This is a genomic window from Streptomyces sp. MMG1533 (genome assembly GCF_001279775.1).
Classification (GTDB): domain Bacteria; phylum Actinomycetota; class Actinomycetes; order Streptomycetales; family Streptomycetaceae; genus Streptomyces.
In genome coordinates, this window is sequence record NZ_LGDG01000230.1 from 77,826 (window position 1) to 101,882 (window position 24,057).

Annotated in this window: 16 protein-coding genes and 1 pseudogene; 16 read left to right on the forward strand and 1 reads right to left on the reverse strand. The window is 71.7% G+C overall.

What is annotated here, in order from left to right:
• Positions 1-5 precede the first annotated feature (5 nt).
• From ADK57_RS28675 to ADK57_RS28690, 4 genes are all read left to right on the forward strand, one after another.
• Complete coding sequence (locus tag ADK57_RS28675; protein ID WP_053752495.1) at positions 6-806, forward strand: slipin family protein; 801 nt, start codon at positions 6-8, stop codon at positions 804-806.
• Between the two features lie 93 nt (positions 807-899).
• Positions 900-2,312, forward strand: a complete 1,413-nt coding sequence (locus tag ADK57_RS28680) for a PhoX family protein (RefSeq protein ID WP_053752496.1) — start codon at positions 900-902, stop codon at positions 2,310-2,312.
• 163 nt (positions 2,313-2,475) lie between these two features.
• Complete coding sequence (locus tag ADK57_RS28685; RefSeq protein WP_053752497.1) at positions 2,476-3,990, forward strand: FAD-dependent oxidoreductase; 1,515 nt, start codon at positions 2,476-2,478, stop codon at positions 3,988-3,990.
• A gap of 60 nt (positions 3,991-4,050) precedes the next feature.
• Positions 4,051-4,953: a polysaccharide deacetylase family protein gene (locus ADK57_RS28690; RefSeq protein WP_053752498.1), complete on the forward strand. Its 903-nt coding sequence runs from the start codon at positions 4,051-4,053 to the stop codon at positions 4,951-4,953.
• Here ADK57_RS28690 and ADK57_RS47940 read toward each other — a convergent pair.
• The gene (locus tag ADK57_RS47940; RefSeq protein ID WP_078973393.1) at positions 4,895-5,074 is read right to left on the reverse strand and encodes a hypothetical protein; all 180 of its coding nucleotides are present in this window, start codon (positions 5,072-5,074) and stop codon (positions 4,895-4,897) included. The two genes, ADK57_RS28690 and ADK57_RS47940, sit on opposite strands and share 59 nt — an antisense overlap.
• Positions 5,075-5,118: 44 nt before the next feature.
• Here ADK57_RS47940 and ADK57_RS28695 point away from each other — a divergent pair, with 44 nt between their 5' ends.
• The 12 genes and pseudogenes from ADK57_RS28695 to ADK57_RS28750 all read left to right on the forward strand — a co-directional run.
• The gene (locus tag ADK57_RS28695; protein WP_053752499.1) at positions 5,119-5,859 is read left to right on the forward strand and encodes a peptidyl-tRNA hydrolase; all 741 of its coding nucleotides are present in this window, start codon (positions 5,119-5,121) and stop codon (positions 5,857-5,859) included.
• 328 nt (positions 5,860-6,187) lie between these two features.
• Positions 6,188-6,910: a Crp/Fnr family transcriptional regulator gene (locus ADK57_RS28700; RefSeq protein WP_053752500.1), complete on the forward strand. Its 723-nt coding sequence runs from the start codon at positions 6,188-6,190 to the stop codon at positions 6,908-6,910.
• 141 nt (positions 6,911-7,051) lie between these two features.
• Complete coding sequence (locus ADK57_RS28705; protein ID WP_053752501.1) at positions 7,052-7,819, forward strand: hypothetical protein; 768 nt, start codon at positions 7,052-7,054, stop codon at positions 7,817-7,819.
• Positions 7,812-10,313 carry a hypothetical protein gene (locus tag ADK57_RS28710; RefSeq protein ID WP_053752502.1) on the forward strand — a complete coding sequence of 834 codons (2,502 nt, stop codon included), beginning with the start codon at positions 7,812-7,814 and terminating at the stop codon, positions 10,311-10,313. Before ADK57_RS28705 ends, ADK57_RS28710 begins: the two co-directional genes overlap by 8 nt.
• Complete coding sequence (locus tag ADK57_RS28715) at positions 10,310-11,425, forward strand: hypothetical protein (RefSeq protein ID WP_053752503.1); 1,116 nt, start codon at positions 10,310-10,312, stop codon at positions 11,423-11,425. Before ADK57_RS28710 ends, ADK57_RS28715 begins: the two co-directional genes overlap by 4 nt.
• Complete coding sequence (locus tag ADK57_RS28720; RefSeq protein WP_234390450.1) at positions 11,419-11,904, forward strand: Pycsar system effector family protein; 486 nt, start codon at positions 11,419-11,421, stop codon at positions 11,902-11,904. Before ADK57_RS28715 ends, ADK57_RS28720 begins: the two co-directional genes overlap by 7 nt.
• Positions 11,905-12,089: 185 nt before the next feature.
• Positions 12,090-14,522 carry a VWA domain-containing protein gene (locus tag ADK57_RS28725; protein ID WP_053752504.1) on the forward strand — a complete coding sequence of 811 codons (2,433 nt, stop codon included), beginning with the start codon at positions 12,090-12,092 and terminating at the stop codon, positions 14,520-14,522.
• Between the two features lie 76 nt (positions 14,523-14,598).
• Entirely contained in the window at positions 14,599-15,819 is a 1,221-nt protein-coding gene (locus tag ADK57_RS28730) for a tubulin-like doman-containing protein (RefSeq protein ID WP_053752505.1), read from the forward strand.
• On the forward strand, positions 15,752-18,100 hold the full coding sequence (locus tag ADK57_RS28735) for a hypothetical protein (RefSeq protein ID WP_234390451.1): 2,349 nt from the start codon (positions 15,752-15,754) through the stop codon (positions 18,098-18,100). Before ADK57_RS28730 ends, ADK57_RS28735 begins: the two co-directional genes overlap by 68 nt.
• Positions 18,101-18,126: 26 nt before the next feature.
• Entirely contained in the window at positions 18,127-20,712 is a 2,586-nt protein-coding gene (locus tag ADK57_RS28740; protein ID WP_053752507.1) for a hypothetical protein, read from the forward strand.
• On the forward strand, positions 20,706-22,763 hold the full coding sequence (locus tag ADK57_RS28745) for a hypothetical protein (RefSeq protein WP_053752508.1): 2,058 nt from the start codon (positions 20,706-20,708) through the stop codon (positions 22,761-22,763). The genes ADK57_RS28740 and ADK57_RS28745 overlap by 7 nt, the downstream gene beginning before the upstream one ends.
• Positions 22,760-24,057 (forward strand): annotated as a pseudogene (locus ADK57_RS28750) (hypothetical protein); the annotation flags it as partial. The gene ADK57_RS28745 and the pseudogene ADK57_RS28750, both read left to right, overlap by 4 nt.

Below are 24,057 nucleotides of genomic sequence, written 5' to 3' on the forward strand. Positions count from 1 at the left end.
TCGGGATGCTCCAGGAGCTGTTGACGGCGGCCGTTGCCGCCGGTACCGCCGGGGCCGTCTACATCGCCTCGGCGGCGCGGATCGTCAAGCAGTACGAGCGCGGGGTGGTCTTCCGGCTCGGGCGGCTCGCCGGTGACGTGCGACCGCCGGGGTTCACCTTGGTCATCCCGCTCGTGGACCGGCTGCACAAGGTGAACATGCAGATCGTCACGATGCCGGTGCCGGCCCAGGAGGGCATCACCCGGGACAACGTGACGGTGCGCGTGGACGCGGTCGTGTACTTCAAGGTGGTCGACGCGGCGTACGCGCTCGTCCGGGTCGAGGACTACAAGTTCGCGGTCTCGCAGATGGCGCAGACCTCCCTGCGCTCGATCATCGGCAAGAGCGATCTGGACGACCTGCTGTCGAATCGCGAAAAGCTGAACCAGGGGCTCGAGTTGATGATCGACAGCCCGGCCGTGGAGTGGGGCGTCACCATCGACCGGGTCGAGATCAAGGACGTGTCGCTGCCCGAGACCATGAAGCGGTCCATGGCCCGGCAGGCCGAGGCGGACCGTGAGCGGCGGGCCCGGATCATCAACGCCGACGCCGAACTGCAGGCGTCGAAGAAGCTCGCCGAGGCTGCCGGGGTGATGTCGGAGCAGCCCGCCGCGCTCCAACTGCGTCTGTTGCAGACGGTGGTGGCGGTCGCCGCCGAGAAGAACTCGACGCTCGTGCTGCCCTTCCCGGTGGAGCTGTTGCGCTTCCTGGAGCGGGCACAGCAGGCGCCTGTCGAGCAGTCGGCCGACAAGCCGATCGGGAAGTGACACGTCTACGCGCGTGGTTCCCGAGGCCGTCGGTAGGTGGTAGACACGGCGGGGTCACAGGTTCCTGTCCGCCAGCAGGAAGGTTGCTGCCCCATGTCCGAGACCACCTCCGCCTCGACGGCCGACTCGTCGACACCGACACGCCGTCAGATGCTCGCCCGCACGGGCGTCCTGGGCGTATCGATCGCCTTCGCCGGAAACCTCTCCGAACTCTTCGCGGGCACCGCCGCCGCACAGTCCCTGGGCCACACCGGTTACGGCCCGCTGGTCCCCGACCCGAAGGGCCTGCTCGATCTGCCGGAAGGTTTCCGCTACCGGGTCCTCTCCCGCGAGGGCGACCCGCTGCGCTCCGGAGAGGGCAAGGTCCCCTCCAACCACGACGGCATGTCGGCCTTCGCGGGCAGACAAGGCGGTGCTCCCGTCGTCCGCCTGGTCCGCAACCACGAGAACCGCAACACCGCCGCGCTCGCCGTCCCGACGGTCGAGGGCCTGACCTACGACCCGGCCGGCAAGGGCGGCTGTACGGCGCTGACCCTGGACTCCCACAACAAGGTGCTGTCCGAGCGGGTGGCGATCGCCGGTACGGCCGTCAACTGCGCGGGCGGGCCGACCCCTTGGGGCACCTGGCTGACCTGCGAGGAGACCGAGGACAAGGCCGGCACCAACGGCTACACCAAGGACCACGGCTTCATCTTCGAGGTCGACCCGGCCGACCCGCACCGCTCCGGCGCCGTCCCGCTGACCGCGATGGGCCGCTTCCAGCACGAGGCGATCGCCGTCGACCCCGAGCGGGGCATCGTCTACGAGACGGAGGACGCCTTCCTCAAGCCCTTCGGCCTCTTCTACCGCTTCCTGCCCGACAAGCCGCTGGGCGGCCTCGGTTCGCTGCGCAGGGGCGGCCGGCTCCAGGCGATGCGCGTGCCCGGCGTACCCGACCTGTCCTCGATCCAGGAGACGGGGGCCTGCTTCGACCGCGTCGAGTGGGTGGACGTACCGGACCCGCTCGCCGCCGAAACCCCCATCCGCCTCCAGGACTTCGGCCCGAAGGGCATCACCCACGCGCAGAAGCTGGAGGGCTGCTACTGGGGCGGGCGGTCGGTGTACTTCGTGTCGTCGTTCGCGCGCAGCGCGGACGGTTCGGCGGCCGACCACTTCGGGCAGATCTGGCGCTACGACCCGTCCGAGCGCCGGCTGACCCTGGTGATCGTCTTCGGCCCGGACACGGACATCCAGCTCCCCGGCGAGTCCCCGGACAACATCTGTCTCGCCCCCAGCGGCGGTCTGATGGTCTGCGAGGACGGCAGCGGCGCCCAGCACGTCTACGGCGTCACCCGGCGCGGCGAGGTCTACGCGATGGCCCGCGGCCGCCAGAACATCGGCACGCCGGACGAGCCGGAGTGGGGCGAGTTCGCCGGAGTGACCTTCTCCCCGGACGGCGGGACGATGTACGTCAACTGCTACACGCCCGGGACGACCTTCGCAGTGACGGGGCCGTGGCGTAGGTAGCCGGACCGGAAGGCCCGTGGCCGTGAGGGACGGGCCGGTGCCGTAGGAGGTCCCGGAGCAGCATCGCGCGGCCCTGGCCCCGCAGTGTCCGGCTCCGACGTGGCGCAGTGGCGCGGGCGACTGCTCGTTCAGTGAACCGGGCCGGACGGGGTACCCGGCCCGTATGACCGAGAACCCGCACGTCAGCGGCTCGTACTGGCTTCAGACCGCGTCCGGCCCGGACCGCCCCGCACTGGCGGAGGACCTGACCGCCGACGTGGCCGTGATCGGCGCCGGAGTCGCCGGGCTGAGCACGGCGTGGGAGCTGGCGCGGACCGGGCGGCACGTGGCCCTGCTGGAGGCCGACCGGGTGGCGGCCGGCGTCACCGGGCACACCACCGCCAAGATCACCGCCCTGCACACCCTGATCTACGACAAGCTGCGGCGCACCCGCGGCCCCGAAGGGGCACGGCTGTACGCCCGCTCTCAGTCCGAGGCGATCGAGCGGGCCGCTCAGATCGCGGACGAGCTGGGCGTCGACTGCGACTGGGAGCGCCGCAGCGCGTACACGTACGCCTGCGACGCGGGCCGGGTCGAGGAACTGCGCGCCGAGGCCAGGGCCGCCCACGAGGCGGGACTGCCGGCCTCCTTCGTCACGGAGACCGGGCTGCCGTTCCCCGTGGCGGGCGCGGTGAAGGTCACCGGGCAGGCGCAGTTCCATCCGCGCAAGTACCTGCTGGCCCTCGCCGACGACCTGGTCGCGCGCGGCGGGCAGGTGCACGAGAACACGACGGTCGTGGGCCTGGAGGAGGGTGAGCCCTGCCGGCTGACCACCGACTCGGGGGCGAGGGTGACCGCCCGGGACGTCGTGGTCGCCACGCACTACCCGGTCTTCGACCGCGCCCTGCTGTTCACCCGGCTCTCCCCACGTCGCGAGCTGGTCGTCGCCGGGACCATCGGCGCCGGCCGGGACCCGGACGGCATGTACATCACGCCGGACGAGGGCACCCGGTCGGTCCGTACGGCCCCGCACGGCGAGGACCGGCTGCTCATCGTCACCGGGGAGCACTTCACACCCGGCACCGGTGACACCCGAGCCCGCTTCCAGCACCTGGCCGACTGGGCCGCCGAGCACTTCCCCGACGTCACGCTCACGCACGCCTGGGCCGCCCAGGACAACGACCCCACGGACACCGTCGCGCTCGTCGGTCCGATGCACCCGGGCGCCCACCACACATACGTCGCCACCGGCTTCGGCGGCTGGGGCATGAGCGGCGGGATGATGGCGGGCCGCCTGCTCACGGCACTGATCACCGGCGAGGAGTGCGCGTGGAGCGAGCTGTACGACCCGCGTCGGCTGCGCTCGACGGTCCGCGAGGCACCGTCGTTCCTCAAGCACCAGGCGCAGGTCGCCCGCCACTTCGTCGGCGACCGGCTGCGGCCGGGCGAGTCGGTGGAGTCGGTCGAGCGGGGCGAGGGCGCGGTGGTCCGCGCGGACGGCGACCGCCTGGCGGTGTACCGCGACGAGGCCGGTCACCTGCACGCTCTCGCGCCGCGCTGTACCCACATGGGCTGTCTGGTCGCCTTCAACGCTGCCGAGCGGGCGTGGGAGTGCCCGTGCCACGGGTCCAGGTTCGACACGGACGGCAAGGTGGTCCAGGGGCCGGCGACCCGGCCGCTGGAGCAGCGGGAGATCTGACCGGGTGACATCCCCGCCGCGCCTGCCCCCGTAGAGAGATGATCATCATACGTTCGTACGGTGACCACTCGCGTACGCCGTGCAGCCACCGCCTGCGCCCTGGGCGCCGCCCTTGCCGGCCTCGCCGCCTGCGCCGGCGCGCAGGCACCCCGGGCTCCCCGCCCCGCCCCCTCGGCGCTCTCGGCGGCCCCCTCCCCGCCTCCCACCCTCGCCCCCGGCCCGGCCGGTCTGACCCCCGTCTTCGAGAACGGACCCCGCCGCGCGTCGGACCAGACCGTCGCGCTCACCTTCGACGCCGACATGACCGCCGACCAGGGGCCTCGGGCGGCGGCGGGCGAGCGGTTCGACAACCCGCGGCTGATCGCGGCGCTGCGCGCGCTGAAAGTACCGGCCACGGTGTTCATGACGGGCCGATGGGCCGAGGAGTACCCGGCCCAGGCCCGCGCCATCGGCCGGGACCCGCTCTTCGAGGTCGCCAACCACTCCTACAGCCACTACGCCTTCACCGACGACTGCTACGGACTGCCGACCGTCTCCACGGACCGGATGCGCGCGGACGTGGAGCGGGCGTACGGCGCGTTCCGCGAGGCCGGGATCCCGGATCCGATGCCGTACTTCCGCTTTCCCGGCGGGTGCTACGACCGGCGGGCCCTGAAGGCGCTGACCCCGGCCGGGATCACCGCCGTGCAGTGGGACGTGGTCGGCGGGGACGCCTTCGCGACGGATGCGGATGCCGTGGCCCGGCAGGTCCTCGAAGGGGTGCGGCCGGGGTCGGTCGTCGTCATGCACTGCACGCGCAGCGCGGCGCCGGCGACCGAGCGGGCCGTGCGCGCGATCGTGCCGGAGCTGCGGAAACGGGGCTACCGGTTCGTGAAGGTGTCCGAACTGATCGGGGACTCGACGCTCAGCCCGAGCAGGCCGTCCGCTGCGCCTCCTGCCACTCGCACACCGGGCACAGCGTGATCCCCTTGTACGACTCCGGGTACTCCGTGGGCTTTCGGCACAGGACGCATTCCGCGTAGGGCGGGGCGTCCGCCTTCGGCGGCGGGGCCGCTTCGCGGATCGTGCAGTAGTCCTCGCTCATACGCCCAGCGTAGGTTCCCGTTCCCGGGTTGGCAGACTGTGCGTGTGAGCAACGAGTCGACGCCCGTAAACACAAGCCCCTTCCGGTCCGAGCCCGGCGCACGCGACAGCGCACCGCAGTTCGTGCTGCCGCTCGTCGTCCGTATCGAGCGGGGCGCTCCCCCTGCCCGTACCGACGCTCTGGAGACCGCCGCCCGCGCCGTCCTCGTCATGCTCAGCGACGAGCGGTCCCTCGGAGACGGGGAGTGGGCCGGGGCCGTGCGCGCTTGGCAGGACGCCCGGATCCGCAAGGTCGTGCGGCGGGCCCGGGGCGCCGAGTGGCGGCGGGCCGAGGCGCTGCCCGGCGTCACCGTCACGGGCAAGTCGGCGGAGGTGCGGGTCTTCCCGCCGGTGCCGTTGGACGGGTGGCCGAAGGATCTGGCCCGGCTCCAGGTCTCCGGCACGGATCTCGACGACCCAAAAGCGCCTGCGGAAGCGGACGCGGGGGCGCCCGTGCTGTGGATGAACCCTGAGCTGGACATGTCTGCGGGCAAGGCGATGGCGCAGGCCGGACACGGTGCCCAGCTCGCCTGGTGGGAACTGTCCGAGGAGGAGCGGGACGCGTGGCGGGACGCCGGTTTCCCGCTGACGGTGCGGACCGCGGCCCCGGGGCGATGGGGTGAACTCACCACCAGCGGGCTGCCGTTGGTGCGGGACGCGGGGTTCACCGAGATCGCGCCCGGGACGACTGTTGCGGTCGAAGGTGCCGACCGTGTCCACGCGCTGCCGCGCCCACCACGCAGGTGACCGCCTGCCCTGTGTCGGCATCTCCGACAGGGATGCCGAGAACTCGGCCCTACGCCACCAACTGATCGGGCTACGGCGGCAGATCGACGATCCGAAGCCCTCTTGCCCCGACCGCGCGCCGCTCTCCGCACTGAGGGAGCCGCGTGGTGGACGTGCTTGCCGGGCAACGGCGGGTGAGCGTCAGGCGGCTGGATCCGATCCATGCGGTCGTAAATTCGCACAATCGGGCAAGAGTGAGCAATACGCCAACTACGGTGCACGATAGGGCTAATGTACGCCTCGAAACGTGAGCCGCACCGGACCAGGGTGGGCTGACGCGGGGGGTGATATGGCACTGCTCGAACGCAGCCAGCCGTTTCTTCCTGCCCTGAAGTCCGCGGAGTGCGAGTCGCTCATGGGCCTCGGGGGCAGGCAGGTGTTCCCGCCCGGGGACCATCTGTTTCAGGAGGGCGAGCGCGGTACGCACGTGCTCATCGTGCTGCGCGGCTGGGGGGTGGTGTCCACCGCGACGCAACGCGGCACCGCCAAGTTGACGCTCGGCCTGCGCGGGCCCGGTGAGCTGCTGGGGGAAATGGCCGCTCTGGACAGCCGTCCGCGCAGTGCCACCGTGACCGCGCTCGGCGCCGTGGAGACGCTGCTGGTTCCGGGTGACCGGTTTCGCCGGTTCCTGATCGAGAATCCGCACGCCGGCGGCCTCGTGATGAGCCAGCTGTCGTCCCGGCTGCGCAGTGCTGACGGGGAACGCCGGTCTCTCGCGTCGCTGACGGTGCTTCAGCGGCTCTCCGCCAGGCTGCTGGAACTGGCCGAGGGAAGCCCCTCCGCGTCGGGGTCCAGCGCCCGCCCTGGCGTGAGCCTGGCTCAGGAGGACCTTGCGGCGGCGGTCGGCGCGACGCGCGAGGCCGTCGCGAAAGCCCTCGGGCTGCTCAGGAACCAGAAGATCGTCCGCACCGGGACACGGCGGGTGGAGATCCTCGACACCGAGTTGCTGCGTCTGCTGGCCGGAGGACATGCCGCCCCTCCGGGCGGCCTCCCGGAGGGACAGGACGGATAGCAGGGAGGGCCTGTCCGGGCGCCGGTGCGGCACCGCGTTCCGAAGACCGGCCGCTCATCGCATGTAAACGGTCACAGACGGCACGGGTTTGCACGGACAAGCTGATGGCAGTGGCGCAGAGGCACACGCAGGGGGACGGCTATGAGTGACGACGACATCAAGCCCGCGACGTACCAGCTGGTGATCAGTGTGGACGCGCGGAGGTCGGGCGAGTACGACGACGGCGACAAACCGGAGCTGCGCAAGCAGCTCTACCACGTGGTCGAACCCGCGTTCCTCAAAGCCGGAGCGGTGGGTGCCGCCGTGCACATGGAGGACCGGGGGGACGGCATCCTGGCAACTGTCGCCGCCTGTGTGCCGCCCTCCGATCTGCTCGGAGTCTGGCTCGTGGAGGTGCACGAGCAGCTCCGGGCGAGCAACCGGCGGCTGGCGCGTCCGCTGGGGTTACGGGTGGGCATGCACGTCGGCCCGGTCCGCGGGGACTCCCGGGGAGTGAGCGGACGCGCGGTCGACCTGGCCTGCCGGCTGGCCGACTGCCAGGAGGCCAGGCGTCTGATGGATGCCGCCCAGGCCGACCTGATCTGCGTCGTCTCGGACTTGCTGTATCAGGACGTGGTGAGACCAGGTGGTTGGGGGATCAGCCCGGAGACGTATCGCCCGAGCGTGGCGCGCCTCAAGGAGGGGGAGGTCACCGCGTGGTTCCACCTCCCGGGGCTGGGCCGGGTGCAGCCGTCCGCCACGGATCCCGGTGGGGGCTTCGAGCGTGCGGCCGACGACGTCACGGATGACGTGCCGGAGCCCGGCGCGGGCTACGTCACCATCGGGCGCGACCAGCACAACCACAACCAGCCGGTCTACCAGGCCCCCGTGCACTTCGGGGACACGCGCGGGGAGGCCGGGCATGAGTGACGAGGCAGCGGGCGGCGCCCGAGAGCCCGCCGCCGGCCCGTCCGAGCCGGAGCCTCCGGCGCCGAAGAACGCCGCGAAGAACGCCGCGGAACCGGGACACGGGGAGCAGCACAAGGCCAACGCCAAGGACGCCGAAGCCAAAGACGCCAAGGACGCCAAGGACGATGGCGCCGATCAAGAGAAGCGCGAGCGCGAGCTCAGGGAACGCGAACGCGCCGACAGCCTGTTCCGCGAAGTAGGAAGCGATCCCCGCCGGGAAGGCGACGAGGACGCGGCGGACGCGGCGGCCGCCGCCCAGGCGCACCGCTCGGCCAAGGCCTCCTTCGACATCCGCCGCGACCAGCACAACTTCCACCGGCCGGAGTTCCACGCCGCGCACTTCGGCGACATCAACCTTCGCCTTGAGTCGCTGCGGGCGACGGCCGTGTTCAGCGGCCCGGTTCCCGAGGAGGAGCTGGAGCGGCTGCGCCGGGTGTACCAGCAGCCGGTGGGTTTCGACGATCTGGAGCAGGCCCTGCGCACCCGACGGCTCCTGGTGCTCGGCGCGGCGCCGGGGAGCGGCCGTACATGCACGGCGCTGGTCCTGCTCGACCGGCTGACCGCCACCGCACCGGACCCGGAGAACCCGCGGCCCGACCCGTCCGCGCCGCGCGTGTCCCGTCTCGACCCGCGCACCGTCCTTTCCGAGCTCACCGCCGAGAGTCTGCAGGAGCGGGGAACCGGCCACGGATTCGTCCTGGAGATCCCCGAGGGCAACGACGAGACTCTGATGCCGGCCGAGGTCCACCTCGACGCGCTGGCGGCGGCACTGAAGACGCGGAATGCGTACGCTGTCGTGATCGTCGCCTCGGGCGCCGCCACGACCGCGTTGCTGTCCGGGCGCTACGGCGTCCTGTGCCCGGCCGCCCCCACCGGTGAACTGCTGGCCTCCCGGCTGGAGGAGTATCTGGCGTCGTGGTCCTCCGATGCGGGAGCGGACAGCCGCGCCGACGGGCTGCGGCGGGCCACCGAGCTCGCGCACGAGCCGGACGTCGGCACCGCCCTCGGTCTGGAGGAGTTGCGCCCGGCGGAGGCCGAGACGCTGGCCGAGCTGCTGGCGGGCCACACGCTCGGCCGGCTCTCCCGGGACGACCTGCTGGCCGGGTGCGGCGACCTGGCCGACCGCCAGGCCCACGCCTGGTTCACGGGGCTGGATCGGGAGATCGGCGGTGAGCACAGTCCCGGCGTTCCCTCCGCCGGCGCCGTGATGTATCCGGCGGCCTTCCGCATCGCCCTGTCGGTGTTCAACGGCTCGACCCACGGCATCGTCGCCGAGACCGCCCATGCCCTGGCCTGGGAGCTGGCGGTGACCCGTGAACCGGAGCGCGCACCCGCGCGTGCCCTGTTCTGCGACGACCAGTCGGTGGCGTTGGGACTGTCCCGGGCGGTACTCGACGAGGGACGCGTCCTGGTGGCCGACGTACCCGTGCCCGTGCGCACCGTCCGTTTCCGGGGCGGCGCGCTCCCCACCGCCGTGCTCAAGGAGGTCTGGACGCGGCACCACGCCGCCCGCGCGCCCGTGGTCCGCTGGCTCCGCTCGCTCGCCGACGACCCCCGGCCGCAGGTGCGGATCCGCGCGGCGGTCGCGGCCGGGGAACTGTGCGTCCACGACTTCGAGCACGGATACGAGCAACTGATCCGCCCGATGTCCACCGCGTCCGGGGCCCGGCGCCGGATGTTCGCCGCCACCGCACTGGACCAGGCGGCCCGCCACGACTCGCATCGGGCAGGGATCCGGGCTCTGGTCCGCGCGTGGGCCGGGGCCGATTCCTCGCCGCTGCGCTGGACCGCCGCGGTGACGCTCGGGTACGGGCATGCCACGACGACGGTGGGTTCCGCGCTGGATCTGCTGGCCCGGATCGCGACGCGGGACGACGGCGAGCACCTGTCCGTCGCCTCGCACAGCACGGTGCTGCTCGCCGCCGGCTCCGACGACATGACGGTGCTGCGTCGCATCGCCGCCTGGGTACAGAGCCGCCGCAGGGACCGGCAGGATCAGAACCTCGGGCTGCTCAGTGTGGCCCGGCTGGCCGCCACCAGAGTCGGCGACATCTGGGACGACAGCGCCGCACCCGACCTGACGGGTTATCAGAAGTGGCCGCTGGCCCTGGCGTTGACCGTGGCGCGGGAGGGGCGCACGGTGCCGGTCGCCGATCTGCTGTGGCACGCCCTGCGGGTGCTGCGCTCGCGCGAGGCCGTGGGCGCCTCGCTCGCGGTCTGGATACGCCAGGCCGCCGAGGAGGACGGCGAGGAGATGTCCGCGGGCTTGGAGGAACTGCTGCCGCTGCTGGTGGACGACGGTGAGGACCGGGAGCAGCTGCGCTGGCTGATCAACCGAATGGTGGAGGACGAGGACGACCCGCTCCCCACCGAGCAGGCACGACGCATCTGGCGGACGGTCGAACCGGGGCCGGGGCCGGCGCAACGGGCACACCGGGAGAGGGAGCGGGTATGAACATGGATCGTCGGGAGCTGATCCTGCCGGAACAGCTCAAGGGACCGTTCCAGACGGAGTACGACCCCGCCGGGGAGTTCCGGCACCCCGGTGCGCAGCTGACCTCGGTGCTGTTCTACCGCAGCGGCGGCTACAGCGTGGTCTCCGCGATGGGGACGGAGCACTTCGGCAAGCGCTTCGGGGCGAAGCCGTACACCGTGATCGAGGTAGCGCGCGGTCGGCACACCACCAGTTTCGAGCTGGAACTGCCGGCCGCGGGGGGCGCCGCGTTCTTCCGGGCTCAGGTCGATGTGCAGTGGATCGTGATCGACAACTTCCGGGTGGTGGACCAGCGTCTGGTGGACGTCGCGGACGTGCTCGGCCCGCAGATCAAGAAGCGTCTGCATCAGGTCTCGGAGCGCTTCGCGGTGAACGACGCCCAGCGCGCCAACCATGCGGTGAACAACGAACTCGAAGCGGGGGAATGGCGGGACCTGGGCGCCGATGTGGGCCTGCAGACCAAGGTGTTCGTACGCATCGCGGTGGACGACAAGGTCGTCCGGCAGGCCGAGCTCGACCGCGACCTGCGGTGGGAGCAGCACGAGGCCAAGGTGAAGCAGGAGACCGCCCGGCTGAAGGAGCGTCACCAGAGCGAACTGCTCACGCTGCGCATGGAGTTCTTCCGGGCGATGATGGCGGGTGGCCAAGGGGCGCAGATCAATTACATGCTGGCGCAGGACGACGCCAACGCGGGCGCCTTCCTGGAGGCGCTACGGCAGGAGAAGCGCAGCGACCAGGCCGAGATGCTGGACCGGGTCATGCAGTGGGTCTCGGAGGGCGTGATCCAGTCCCCGGACATCGAGCGCCAGGTACGCAGGATGCTGCTCAACGGCGGCGGGGTGCCCGACGAGCCCAGGCGGGAACTGCCCGAGCGGGTCGAGGTCCACCGGGTCCGGCCGGAGGAGTCGTACCCCCCGGCCCTGGATTCCCGCCGAGCCGACGACGATCCCCCGGCCGCGGAGCCGGAGTGGGGCACGCGCCTGGTCGACGGCGGGACCGGCGACGTGGAAGAGACCTCATCCCGCTCGTCGGCCCGTTCCCGCGAGGAGCGCAGGAAGAAGTTCGAGTGGTAGCGGAACCGGCGGACCGCTACGTCGCCGAACGGCTGCTGATGGCCGCGCGGGAGGACATCGGCCGCGCCGACAGCAAGGCCGCGGTGCTGCTGTCCGGCGCGCTGGCCCTGCCGGCACTGCTGCTGGGCGGTCGCTGGCGGCCGACCGGCCTCGACCGGTCCGAGGTGGTGCTACTGGCCTCGTCGGGGGTGCTCTGGCTGGCCGGGGTGGGCTGTCTGGTGATGGTGGTGCTGCCGAGGCTCGGTACCAGCCGGGCCGGCCCCGGGCTGACGTTCTTCGCGGACTTCCTGCACAGGGACGGGCCCGAGGCGCTGTCGGTGCGGGTGGGCGAGGCGGCCAGGGACCCGGTCCACTGGCTGGTGGTCCAGACCCTGGACATCTGCGTGATCCTGGCCGCGAAGTACCGATGGCTGCGCTGGGGGGTCGGTGCGCTGACGCCCGCGGCGGTGTTGGCGGCCTGCGGGTTGGTCGTGGGCTGACACCCCGGAAGCGCACGACCTGACTGAACGTCGGACCTGACGGGGGGTCGGATCTGACTGGGCGTCGGATCTGACTGGACGCCAAAAACCTTTCTCTCAAAAGCCTTATTCCTACTTTTGCCCTTCTTCAAGGACAAAGACTGATAACTATCTAAATGAGCCCCCAGGGGGCCGAGGGGGTAGTCATGACACAGGAGTTCCGCGCGTTCAGACGCGTCAAGGGGCGGTCCGCACGCCCGTCACCGGCGACACCGCCGCCGAGGCGCCGGGCGCCCCTGCGCCTCGCCGCGCTGCTGGCCTCGGCGCTGCTGGCCGCCGGCCTCCCGCTGCTCGCCGCCACCGAGCCCGCGGGCGCCACCCCGGCGCAGGACCCGAGCGCAGCCGCCGCCATCGCCCCGATCGACTTCGCGATCGCTGTGGACGAGTCCACAAGCCTCAGCGACGCGGACATGCTCCAGGAACGCGACGCCGCCGAGCGGATCGCCCTCGGCGACGTGTCGGCCGACTCCACCGTCGACATCTTCGGCTTCGCCAGCGCCGACGAACCTCCGCAGCATGCCGTGGACACCCCCTGCCCGCAGCTGAAGCTGGATTCCATCGGGCGCGCCCAGGTCGGCGCCTGCACCGCGAAACTCAAGATCCGCGCGGCCGGAACCGGCACCGGCACCGACTTCCCCGCCGCGATCCGGCAGGGCGTCGCCGATCTCAAGGACGGGGCCGCCGGCACCCCCCGGGTGCTGTTCATGCTCACGGACGGCCATCTCGACGTCGAGGACAGCTCCTCGTACGGCGACGAGGCGCACCGCGAGGCGGAGGGGCGGCGCCAGCTCGCCCAGGCTCTCGACGAGGCCAGGGCCGCCAGGGTGCAGATCTGGCCGCTCGGCTTCGGCTCCGACGTGGACGAGGACACGCTGCGGCAGATGGCTGAGGGCGGCTACCAGCAGTCCTGCCCCGGCATCGAGAACACCGCACCCACGGCGCGGGACGTGGACGGCTCCGCCGATGTCGGCGCGGCGCTCGAACGGGCCTTCGCCTCTGCCCATTGCCTGCACCACGAGAAGCCCACGGACGGCGCCTACCCGCCCACCACCCAGCACGTGCACATCTCCGCGGTCGCCACCGTCGGCGCCATCGTGGTGTCCAAGGGCGACAAAGCCGTCAACGTGACCTACACCGATCCCGACGGCAGGCAACTGAAGCCGGGCGCCCCGGTCTCGGGCACCTTCAACGGTTCCAAGTACGACCTGGCCGGCCAAGGCGAGACGGTCGAGTCGCTGCGGCTCACCGACCCGGTCCCCGGCGACTGGACCGTGCGCATCGACGCTCCCGCCGGGCACCGCAGGCAGCTGGCCAGCGTAAGCGTGCTGTGGCACGGCGAACTGCGCACCTCGATCACCCTGGACCCGCCCAACCCGCAGCCGGGCGGCACAGCGAAGGTGACGCTCCAACTGCTGACGAGGAAAGACACCCCGATCACCGATCCCGAGGACCTCAAGGGCATGCGGGTGAAGGCCGCCCTGATCGGCAGCGGGTTCACCGACCGGTCGCTGAAGCTCGCCGACGACGGCTCCGATCCCGACGACGAGGCCGGGGACGGCGCCTTCACCGGCACCGCGTCCATCCCCTCCACGGCGGACGGCGCGATCCGGGCCACGGCCACCCTCAGCGCCATCGGGCTGGCCGCCGACCCCGACCGCAGCGAAGGCGGCCACGTCTCGTTCGGCGAGCCCCCGGTGTCCTCCCGGCTGGTTCTGACTGACGCGAAGGCCCACCCCGGCGACAGCGTGCAGGGCACGCTTGAGCTGCGCAACAACAGCAAGCAGGCGCACACCCTGCAGGTTTCGGTGCGGAACACCGCCGGCCGCCTGCTGACCGCGGGCCCGTCGTCGGTGTCGCTCGCGGCCGGTGAGGCCCGGAGCGTCCCGCTGGAGCTGGAGGTCGCCGACAGCCCCGCCTTCAAGGCGGCCGGAGTCTCCACCACCACCCGGCTCGGCGGCGCCCTCACGGTCACCGACCGCTCGGCGGGCGGCGGTCCGCTGAGCCAGAACCCGCTGTCGGTCTCCATCACGCCGACGCCCACCTTCATGGACGAGTACGGCGGCGTGGTCGGGCTGGCGGCCACCGTGCTGCTGGTGCTCGTCGCGGCGGTCGTCCTGGCGCTGCGCCTGCGCATCTGGAACCGCATGGCACGCGGGCTGCGGCTCGAACTCAGCCTCCCCGACGGAACCCCGCTCAGCACGCTGCCGGCCGGCCGGGCGAGCAAGGGCAACTGGTTCGAGTTCAAGGTCGTCGACAAGACCGGCGAGCACCCGACGCTCGCCGCCGGGCCCGGCGGCGGCTACGCGGTGCGCCGCGACCCGAGGGCCGGTGTCCTGCTCCGCACGGCCGGCGAGGGCGAGCAGCCGCTCACCCGGGGCCGGATGGTGACGCTCGACATCGGCCAGGACCGCACACTGCGGCTCTCGCTCGCCGAGGGCGGGAGCTCCCAGGGGCCCAAACCGGGCGGGTGGCTCCAACGTCTCCTGGGCCGCCGCACTCCCACGAAGCCCACCCCCGCGACCCTGCCCGGAGTCGCCGGGTCCGCGAGCCTCGACGACGACTTCGATCCGTTCCTCTGACCCCAGGAGTCCGCTCCGGACTCCCCGGCGGACCACAGTCGCCGTTCAGACAGCGTTCAGACAGGGGGAAACACCCATGAAAGTCTTCCAGCCCATGCTCTTCGTCGGCCTGGGCGGCACCGGCGGGCAGGTCGGCTCCGAACTGGAGCGCAGGCTCCGCACGGAGCTGTGCGGTCCCGACGGCACCGCGCTCAGCCGGATCGGCGTACAACTGCCCTACCAGCTGCCGGAATGCCTGCAGTTCGTCTACGCGGACTTCAGCGAGGCCGAGCTCGATCTGCTGCCGCTCAACAGCGTCAGCGACCCGACGCTGCGCACCGCCTTCCGCAAGACCGCCAGAGTCACCCATGATCTGCTGCCCCCGCACGACAGCTCCTCCGAGGTCAACCAGGTGCTGCGGGCCAAGTTCCGCCGGGAGACCGAGGGATGGCTGCCGCCGGAGCGCAACGAGCCCCGGATAACCCCGCTGAGCAAGGGAGCGGGCCAGTACCCGACGATCGGCCGGGCCGCGCTGTTCGGCACGCTCCAGCACAGCCTCAAGGGGGTCATGGACCCACTGAGCGAGGCGATCAACGCGATCGCGCGCTCCGGCCCGGCGCTGGCCCAGCTCGGCGGAAACCAGATCACCGGCTGCGACGTCTTCGTGTCCTTCTCGGTGGCCGGCGGCACCGGGGCCGGAATCTTCCTGGACTATCTGCACCTCATCGCGGAGGCCTTCAAGCAGAAGGGTTTCCAGGGCGTCAAGATCCATCCGCTGGTCGTGATGCCCTCCGCCTTCGCCGCCGGGGCCGGCGGCGGGCCCGAGGCCGAACTCAACGCGGCCCGGTCACTGATCGACCTGTTCCGGCTGGTGGACGAGCAGAACCGGCCGATGTCCAGCGCCGAACTCGGGGACGTCGAGGAGAACACGGGAGGCCTGCGGATCACGTACCCCATGGCGACCCCGATCCGGATGCGTCCCGGGCTGATGCCGACCGGCTTCCTGTTCAGCCGTACGGCCGGTATCCGCCCCGACGACCTGCGGCGCTCCATCGTGTCGTTGGTGATGTCGCTGATCGGCACCGAACTGGGGGACGGTCCCGCCAACGGCGGCGTGGCCCGGGACGGCAACGATCAGACCTTCGCGTCCAGCTTCCTCAACCACGAGCGACAGCGCACCGAGCGCGCCCCGTCGGGCATCGGCCCGCAAGGGGGTCTCCACCAGCCTGGTCGCCTCGCTCACCGTGCCGGTGGACGAACTGGCCGAAGTGATGTCCGCGCGGATGCTCGCCGTGGCCGTGGACGCCCTCGCCGATGAGGACCACCGGTCGGAGCTCTCCCTGCGCCCGCTGCTTGAGCAGATGTTCGACACCTGCGGGCTGTCGGACCTCTGGCACCGGCCGTTCGATCCGGCGTCGGACCCGACGGTGCCGCCCCGCGGCAGGACCGCGATCGAACAGGAGCTGCAGGACCGGATCGTCAACCTGGAGGCGCAGTTGGAGAACCTGCGCAAGAAGGTCGCCCGCCGGATGCCGGCCATGGTCCACGCCTTCACACCGCTGCAGGCCATGGACGACATGGTGGGCAAGGTCAACCCGTTCGATCTGAGGCGGATGGTGCTGGGCGACAGCCGCGACCCGGACAAGGCCGTCCAGCAGGGGCTCCTCGGCATCCTGCAACGCCGGGGCCAGCCGCCGGCCCGGCCCGCCGGTGTGGCCGGCGAAAAGCCGCCCGCGGTCCCGCGGATCCGCGGTGGCAGGCTCGCCCGGCTGCACTGGAACGACTCGGAGGTGCAGACGGCGGTGGCGGATCAGGACCGCTGGTACGCCTGGCGCTGTCACGCCGTCTGGCACTCCGCCTGGGCGGCCCACCGTACGTCGTGGGAACGCTCGGGGAAGCTCCTGGAGAGCGAGGTCAAGCGGCTGACCTCGGCGTTCCTCGGGCACATCGACGAAGAGAAGAAGACCCACAAGCGGGCGGTCCAGGAGCTCTACCAGGACCGCACAGGAGTCGCCTACCTGCTGCCCTCGCAGCGCGATCTCCGGGAGTTCTACGGCGACCTGGCCGATCGTCTCTCCAGCCGGCACGGCCTCAAGGAGAACGACGACGAGGGCACCCTGCTGCTGAAGCTGGTCGGCTCGGACGAGTGGACCGCGGCCATGCGGGCGGTGCGCAAGGAGAAGCCCGAGATCGCCGTGGGCGAGGTCAAGTCCATCGTGAAGAAGAGGGTCAAGACCCTCTTCGCCGAGCGCTTGCGGCATGAGGAGGAGCGCCCGCTGCTGCCGTCGATGGGCGCGCTGCTGGCAGCGGCCGCGGGTGACCGGGGCGCGGCCGAGGAGGTCGGCGAGGCCGCCCTCGCCGACTTCGGGCACAAGATCAAGGGGCTGCTGCCGATCGGCTTCAGCCCCGAGGGCAACGGTCCGATGAAGGTGCTGCTCGTCTATCCGCAGGTGCCCAACCGGCAGGAGGTCGAGGACTATCTGCGGACGGTGCTGCCACTGCCCAGGGACACCAAGCGGCTGATCGAGTTCCGGGGCGTGGAGACCGAGTCGATCACGGTCGTGCTGGTCCGCAGCGAGATGAGCATCACCGAGGTGCCCGAGGCCCGCAATGTGCTGCGCACCTGGGCCCGCACGGCCCGCAAGAACGGGGCGATGCTCAACTGGCGGCAGCGGCTGGGCCACCAGGACAGCTGGCTGGCCAGCACCGAGGACGATCGCACCCACATCCTGTACCGGCTGCTGTGCGCGATGTGGAACGGTCAGGTGGAGGTCGTCGAGGGCAGCCAGGACTCCCCGGAGCGGATTCGGATCTGGCTCACCACCGACACCAGGCCGGGCCAGCCCGGCATCACCCTGAGCCTGGACGAGTACCAGGACGGACTGTCCAGCTGGGTCGGGCTGCTGCGGTCGTACGAGCGCTGGGCCCTGCTGGACGAGGGCACCATCGTGGACACCTACTGCGATGTGTTGATGCAGATCACCCCGAACGGGCTGGAACGCCTCGGCGGCAAGCCGCACCCGCTCTTCGTCCATCTGGTCGAGAAGGTGGCTCCGCAGCAGCTGCAACTGCTGTCGCGGCGCGAGGAGTTCGACGATCCGCGGATCACCGCGCGGCTCAAGCCGCTGCACCGGTTCTGGTCGTTCACCCTTCCCGAGGCGCTGAGGGTCGACACCGATGAGCAGGAGTTCCAGGTCAGCCTGCGGGATCTGCTGGACGCCTTCCGCGAGGGGCAGCCGCACCGCCGGCGGCTGAGGCCGAATGCGGCGGAGACGGAACAGCGCGGGTTCGAGCGGCCTGCCGACGAGGACTTCGGAACCCAGCCGCTGCCTGCCCCCGCCTCGCCCCACGAGCCCACCCGGGGACACGAGGACCGGCCGGACGACGCCCGGCCCCACGAGAAGGAGCCGTACGGGAAGGAGCCGTACGAAAGGGAGCCGTACGGGAAGGAGCCGTCGGAGAAGGACCCGTTCCAGAGGGAGCCGTACGAGAAAGCGCCGTACGAGAGGGAGCCGTACGAGAAGGAGCCGCCCCGGAGCGCGCCCCGGAGCGCCCCGGACGAGGCCGACTCATACTCCTGGGAGCGTGATCCCGAGTGACCGGCGACCAGGGAACCTCACGACCCGTGATCCGTCTGAGCCTGCTGGAGGACGCGGAGCGGTTCGACGACGACCAGCGCCTCGCGGCCGCCATCGGGGCGTTGCTCGCGCCCTACGGCCGCACGGCCCCCGGCACCTACCGCTTCCTGGTGGTGGACACGCCCGAGGGTCTGGTCCACCACCAGTCCGTCTATGAACGGCTGCTGCGCTATCAGCGGGCCCCCAGGATCAGCCTGCTCTGCGTGCTCGCCGGGGATCTGCGCCCCGGATCGGGCACCTACGAGGACTCCCCGATGCTGCGCCTCCCCGGCATGCTCAGGACAACATCGGTCGGGGTCCTGTGGACGGGCGACATCAAGGCGGCGGGGCGGCACGGGCCGCCCGCGCCCGGCGGCGCGCCCGACCCCCTGGCCCTGGGCGCACTGACCGGGCTGCTCCTCGTCCCCGAGCTCTTCGACCAGGTGCTGCGGCGACTCGGCGCCACCTGCAACGGGGTCGCCGCCCCGGGAGCGCGGCTGCTGGAGTACGACCTGTCGCCGACGGCGCGCGACCGCGCGTGGAAGAAGGGGGCCGCCCGCTTCGTCGGGCAGCCGTCCCAGGGAGCCGGCACCCACGTCAGGGCGGACGGGGTCGCCTCAGGCGCGTCGAGCCTTCCGGAACCGCTCGACCGGCTGGCAGACGGCAGCGGAGCGCAGCACGCCGTCGAGTACACGCGGGGAGGGCCGCTGGAGGAGACGCGGAACCGCTGCGTCGCCGCTCTGCGCGACGCCGGGCAGGCGAAGAACCATCTCGCCACCGTGGGCGGCCTGGTCGCCGGCCACGGTGCAGAAGCCTTCTCCATGGCGCTGGTCGGCGCCAGAACCGCCCTCGGTGAGTACCGCGAGCAGGTGAGCGACGTCGTCGAACTGGGCGCGCGCCCACAGACGGCGACCGAACCCGCCGAGGCCGGGCTGCGGCTCAAGGAACTCGGGCTCACCCTGCCGCCGGCCGGCATCACACCCGAGCAGTCGGGCGAGGGACTGCGCGAACTCGCCGAGCGCCTCTTCGGCGCCGGTCTGACCCTGAGCGGCGTCGCCGACCGCTTCGAGGACTGTTCGGCCAGGATGATGCCGTACCAGGACGACACACTGACCGAGGGGCCCGCGCGCGCCTGCCCGCAGGAACTGCTCGCCCCCGGTGGCGGGGGCCCGCCGCACGCACCAAGTGGAGCGGCGGGGGCACGCGTCCTCACTTTCCTGGCGGGCGCCCTCGCCGGACTGGGCGTCTGGCCCTGGGCGGCCGGCGCGGTCGGCGTCTTGTTGCTCGCCGTGTTCGGCGCATCCTTGATATCCCGTCACCTGCCGAACAGCGCGCCAAGGGTGCGCGCCGCGTTCGGCAGCGGATACTCCTTGGCGCAGGGCACCGCAGCCCTGCTCGGCGGCGCGTCCGCCGCCGCGCTGGGGACCCTGCTGGGGCTGCCCACCTGGACCGCGCCGATCGGCCTGCCGGGCGGCCTGGTCCTGGCCTGGATCGTGATGGTCCGCGAGTGGAACCGGGCCGTGCGGCAGGTGTGGAAGGACAGCGGCGCGGCCGCGCTGCAGGGGGCGGTGCGCGCGCTCGACGAGGTGCTTGACCAGGCGGTACGGCAGCGCTGGTGGGCCGAGCCGGAACGGACCGGCTGCGCCGAGGCCGCCCGGTCGGTGTCCGTGGTGCTCAGCGGCGTGAGCGCGACCGTCACCGCCGAGGCCGCCGCCGGGGTGCGGACCGAGAAGCCTGCCCCGGGCCTCGACGCCGACGGGGAGGGGAGGGACCCGGGCACCGGGCACCGGCTCGACGTCCCCGCCTGGATGCCCCGGGCCGTCTCCGCCGTACGCCCGGGGTCCGGAACCCTCTCCGGAGCGGGGCCGGTGCCCGCACGTCCCGGCGGCTCGCCGGATGACCGGACGCCGCCCTGGGTGGACCGGGAGAACGGCGACGGCGGCCCCGACCTGGTCGCCACGCTCGGCGGCGACTTCGCCGATCTGGTGGTACAGGCGCTGGAACCGTACTGGGAATCCGTGAAGGGCGGGCACTCCGCCTCCGGGGCGGCGAAGCAAGTGGCCAGGAGGGTCAGGGAACTACTGGACGTCGCCCGGCGGCATTTGCTGCACAACGGAGTCATCCCGGCTCCCCCGTACGCCGACCCCAAGCGGACCCGCAGCGGTCCCGCCGGGCTGCTCGGCCTCGGTCTGGACCGGGTGGTCGAGGTCGCGGCCCCCAACGCCGACCGGGACCTGGTGGTTCAGCTCGTCTCGCCCGGACAGTTGCCGTTGCTGAGCCGCGACCCGACCGCCGTCGAGTGGATCCGGTTCGCGCCCGCGGCCGTCCGCGACCAGGTGGACGGCCACGCGGCCGACGACGACGGAGCGGTGTGGACGTATTCGGGCCGCTACGCGGGCCAGTTGAGGCTGACCCCGCTGCGCGCGGGCTCAGTGGAGACGCTGATGTCCTACGGCGGCACGCGGGACCCGGACGACCGGCACACGGGACACCCGGCCGACGGCCGGCCCGTGGACGAGGCCACCGCGCCCGCTCCCGAGGGGAAACAGCGGCACCCCGCGAACGACCCCTTGGACGAGGAGCACTCATGGTGAACCCACCCGCCGGACCGCCCGCGGCGAACGGAGAGCCGAAGGGCGGCCCCCTCAGTTTCACCGATCCCGCGGGCCGGCGGCACACCGCGTGGATGGTCCCCGGCGAGGAACTGCCCCACCTGGCCCCAGCCCCCGCCGTCGCCCGATGGGTCGCCCTGGACGGCGACTACGACCTGGTCCAGGTCCGGCTGCCATCGGCCCAGGCCCGCACCGCCGAGGCGCAGGGCGCCCTCGAGGCGGAGGTGGGCGCGGCGCTGGACATCAACTCCGCGCTGCGCGGCACCAGTCATGAGCAGCTCTTCCCGGTGCCGGTCGGCTACGACATGGACGTGGCCGAGCCGTTCGTGCTCTACCTCGGTCCGAGCGGCGATCCGCTGTCCGCGGCCGACGGCGTGCAGATCAGGGAACAGCAGCTGATCCAGCGCGACCTGGTGCTCGCCGTCCGCCTGCTGGAGGACCTCGGACTGGTGCATCGCGGCATCTCGCCGGCGTATGCCCACTGGGACCACGGCACCGTGCAACTGTGGGACCTCGGCGCGGTCACTCGGACCGGCCGGCCGCGTACCGCGTACGGTCTTGCCCCCTACGCTCCTCCGGAGCAACTGGCCGGGATCGGCGAGGTCGATCCGCGCGACTCCCTGTGGAGCATTGCCCAGCTGATGTACGAGCTGGTGGCGCGGCGGCCGGGGAATGCCCAAGGGAGGCCGGACGACCTGGCCAGATATCCCTCCCTGGTGCCGGACATCGGACCGCTGTTCGCCCCACTGGCCCGGGACCGGCCCGGCCCGGAACAACTGCTGGAGCGGCTCCAGCCGGGCTTCGGCCCCGGCGGGGCCTCGCCGGCCGGACACGACCCGCTGGACCCGTTCCGCAGGGAGTTCGACGCCGTCATGGCACGCAAGCGGTTGTCGGGACAGGCGCGTTCCGCAACCGCCGGCGGGCAGCCGCCCCGACCGGGCGGGCAGGCCGAGTCCGGGGCGGTTGACTGCCCCTACTGCCTCGCGTCGATGACGTACGACCACAGCAAGTTGTTCATCGTCGACGCCCAACTCCAGTACCAGAAGCTGGATGTGACATCCGAACGCAACTCGAAGCGGCTGGCTGATCTGCTGCGCCGGGCGGTGCAGAAGTGCCCGGGCGCGCACGACTCCCCGACGCACTACGTCCCGGTCCCGTACCTGATCAACGGGCGACCGCTGATCGTCGCCATGGTCGGCAACTCCCACAGCGGGAAGACCCATCTGCTGACGCAGATGATCGGCGAGGTGACCGCCGAGGCACTCGCGCCCTTCGGACTGCGGTGGCAGTCCGTCAGCCCGCGGATCCATTCCGACTTCTACACCAAACGGGTGGCCCCGCTGCGCAGCGGAACCGAACTGGGTCACACACTGCAGACCACGTTCGCGCAGTTCGCGGAAGCCGTCCTGATCACCGACCGGCATGGTGAGACCCGCCCCGTCGCCTTCTTCGACCTGGGCGGCGAGGACCTGCTCAAGACCGACGAACTGCTGAACTTCCTGCTGAACGTGGACGCCCTGGTGTTCGCCGTCGACCCACTGCTGGCGCTCCCGCTGCCGCAGCTGGACGAGGCCCGTGCCAAGGACGCGGTGAACGTCAGCCCCGGGGGCGACCCCACCTTCGAGACCGTCCTGGACCGGCTTCCGTCCGACCACCAGGCAGTCGCCGCCCTGGTCGTGGGGAAGTCCGACCTGATCAGGTTCGAGAACCCGGTCGGCCAGTGGCTCGGTGAGGTCACGCAGGCCTCGGGGACCTCACTCGACCAGGAACGGCTTCTGAAGGAGAGCCGCGACGTCTACGCCTTTCTGCGGTTGCACGCGCACCGCCCCTGGCTGAGGCCGTTCGAGGGCATCCCGCGGTGCACGCTGCACTTCGCCTCCGCCACCGGCGGCCGGGCCGAGGACGGCCGCTACCCGCACGGGGTGCGGGCGAGACGGGTGATCGAGCCACTGCTGTCGGTGCTGGCCATGTGCGGCGTCATCGACTCGACCATCTCTTCAACCGAGGAAGCATCCGCCGAGGTGGGGGCATGAACGACTGGGAACGAGATCACGATCTGGTCGACCAGGTCTTCTTCCGCTGGCAGGGCAACGCGCACAGCCCGCAGACCCACCGCACCGGAATCGCCCCGGTGGCGTACTCCTGCGACGAGGCCCGGGCCTGGCAGCTGTACCAGGAGCTGGCCCCGCTGCTGCGGGTGGAGGGCGGACCCGACCGGCCGAGCCTGGTGCGGACCGTCGTCTCGACCGGCGAGGTGGTGCTGATTCACCGTCTGGCGGGCAAGGAGCCCGGCGGCCGCCCCACCACCAACTGCCATGCCCTGGTGGGCAGCAGAGAACAGCTCAGCATCCTCCCGAGCATCGCGCTGGTCGCCTGGAAGTGGTCGGCGACGCCGGAGATTCCCTACACCGAGGGCGGGGGTCCCCGGATCGACCCGGTCCGCCGCGCGATCCTGCAGGCTTCCTGGCGGGACACCTCGGACAAGATGCGGGCGCATGCGCGGGCACTCACCCCTCAGCTCACCGAGGTCACGGCCGCCGTGCTCCGGGCTCCTGAGCACCGGCTGTCCGTCAAGTCCGAACGGCTCGCCGACCCGCGCAGGTTCAACATGGCGGCGCCGCTGTTGTGGGGCCTGCACGAAATCTTCGGCAACCGGTTCACCTCGGAGTTCAACTTCGCGACCTTCGACACCACGGACGAGCACGGGCTCTCAATCGTGTTCGTCCCCGCGTGGCGGGCTTCGGCGGCCGGCGACCCGCTGCTCAGCCGGATCTCGCTCGACGGCCTCCCTGAGACGGACGCCGCCCCGCCGCGGGACAAGGCGGAGGAGATCGCCCGGGAACTGGTCAGACGCTACGAGTCCTCGTCAGGGCATGAACGGTCGGTGGCGGACCTGCTCAAGAAGGCGCCCTGGAACCCTTCCGGCCCCGTGGAGCAGCAACTGGAGGATCTCGCCGCGCTGCTGGGACTGCGCCGGCGCGCCGGTGACCACGTCCTGCCGGCGTCCGCCGGACAGCCCACGGACGAACGGTCGTCGACACCGCCGCTGCCGCAGCCGGAGCCGACCGTTCACGAGACCCTTCCGGACGTCGAACTCACCGAGGCGACGCCGCACGAAACTCCTGTGGCGCCTGTGTCGGCAACCGGGTACGGCCACATGACGCAGGCCCAGGCAGGGTGGGAGCGGGAGATCGACGTGGAGGTGGACGCCGAGGCGGACCTCGACACGCTCGACGCGGCAGCGTCCGCACCCTGCGGCCCGGTCCCGGTCCCAGAGCCGACCCAAGCCCCGGACCTGGCCCCAGCCCCAACCCCAACCCCTGCCCC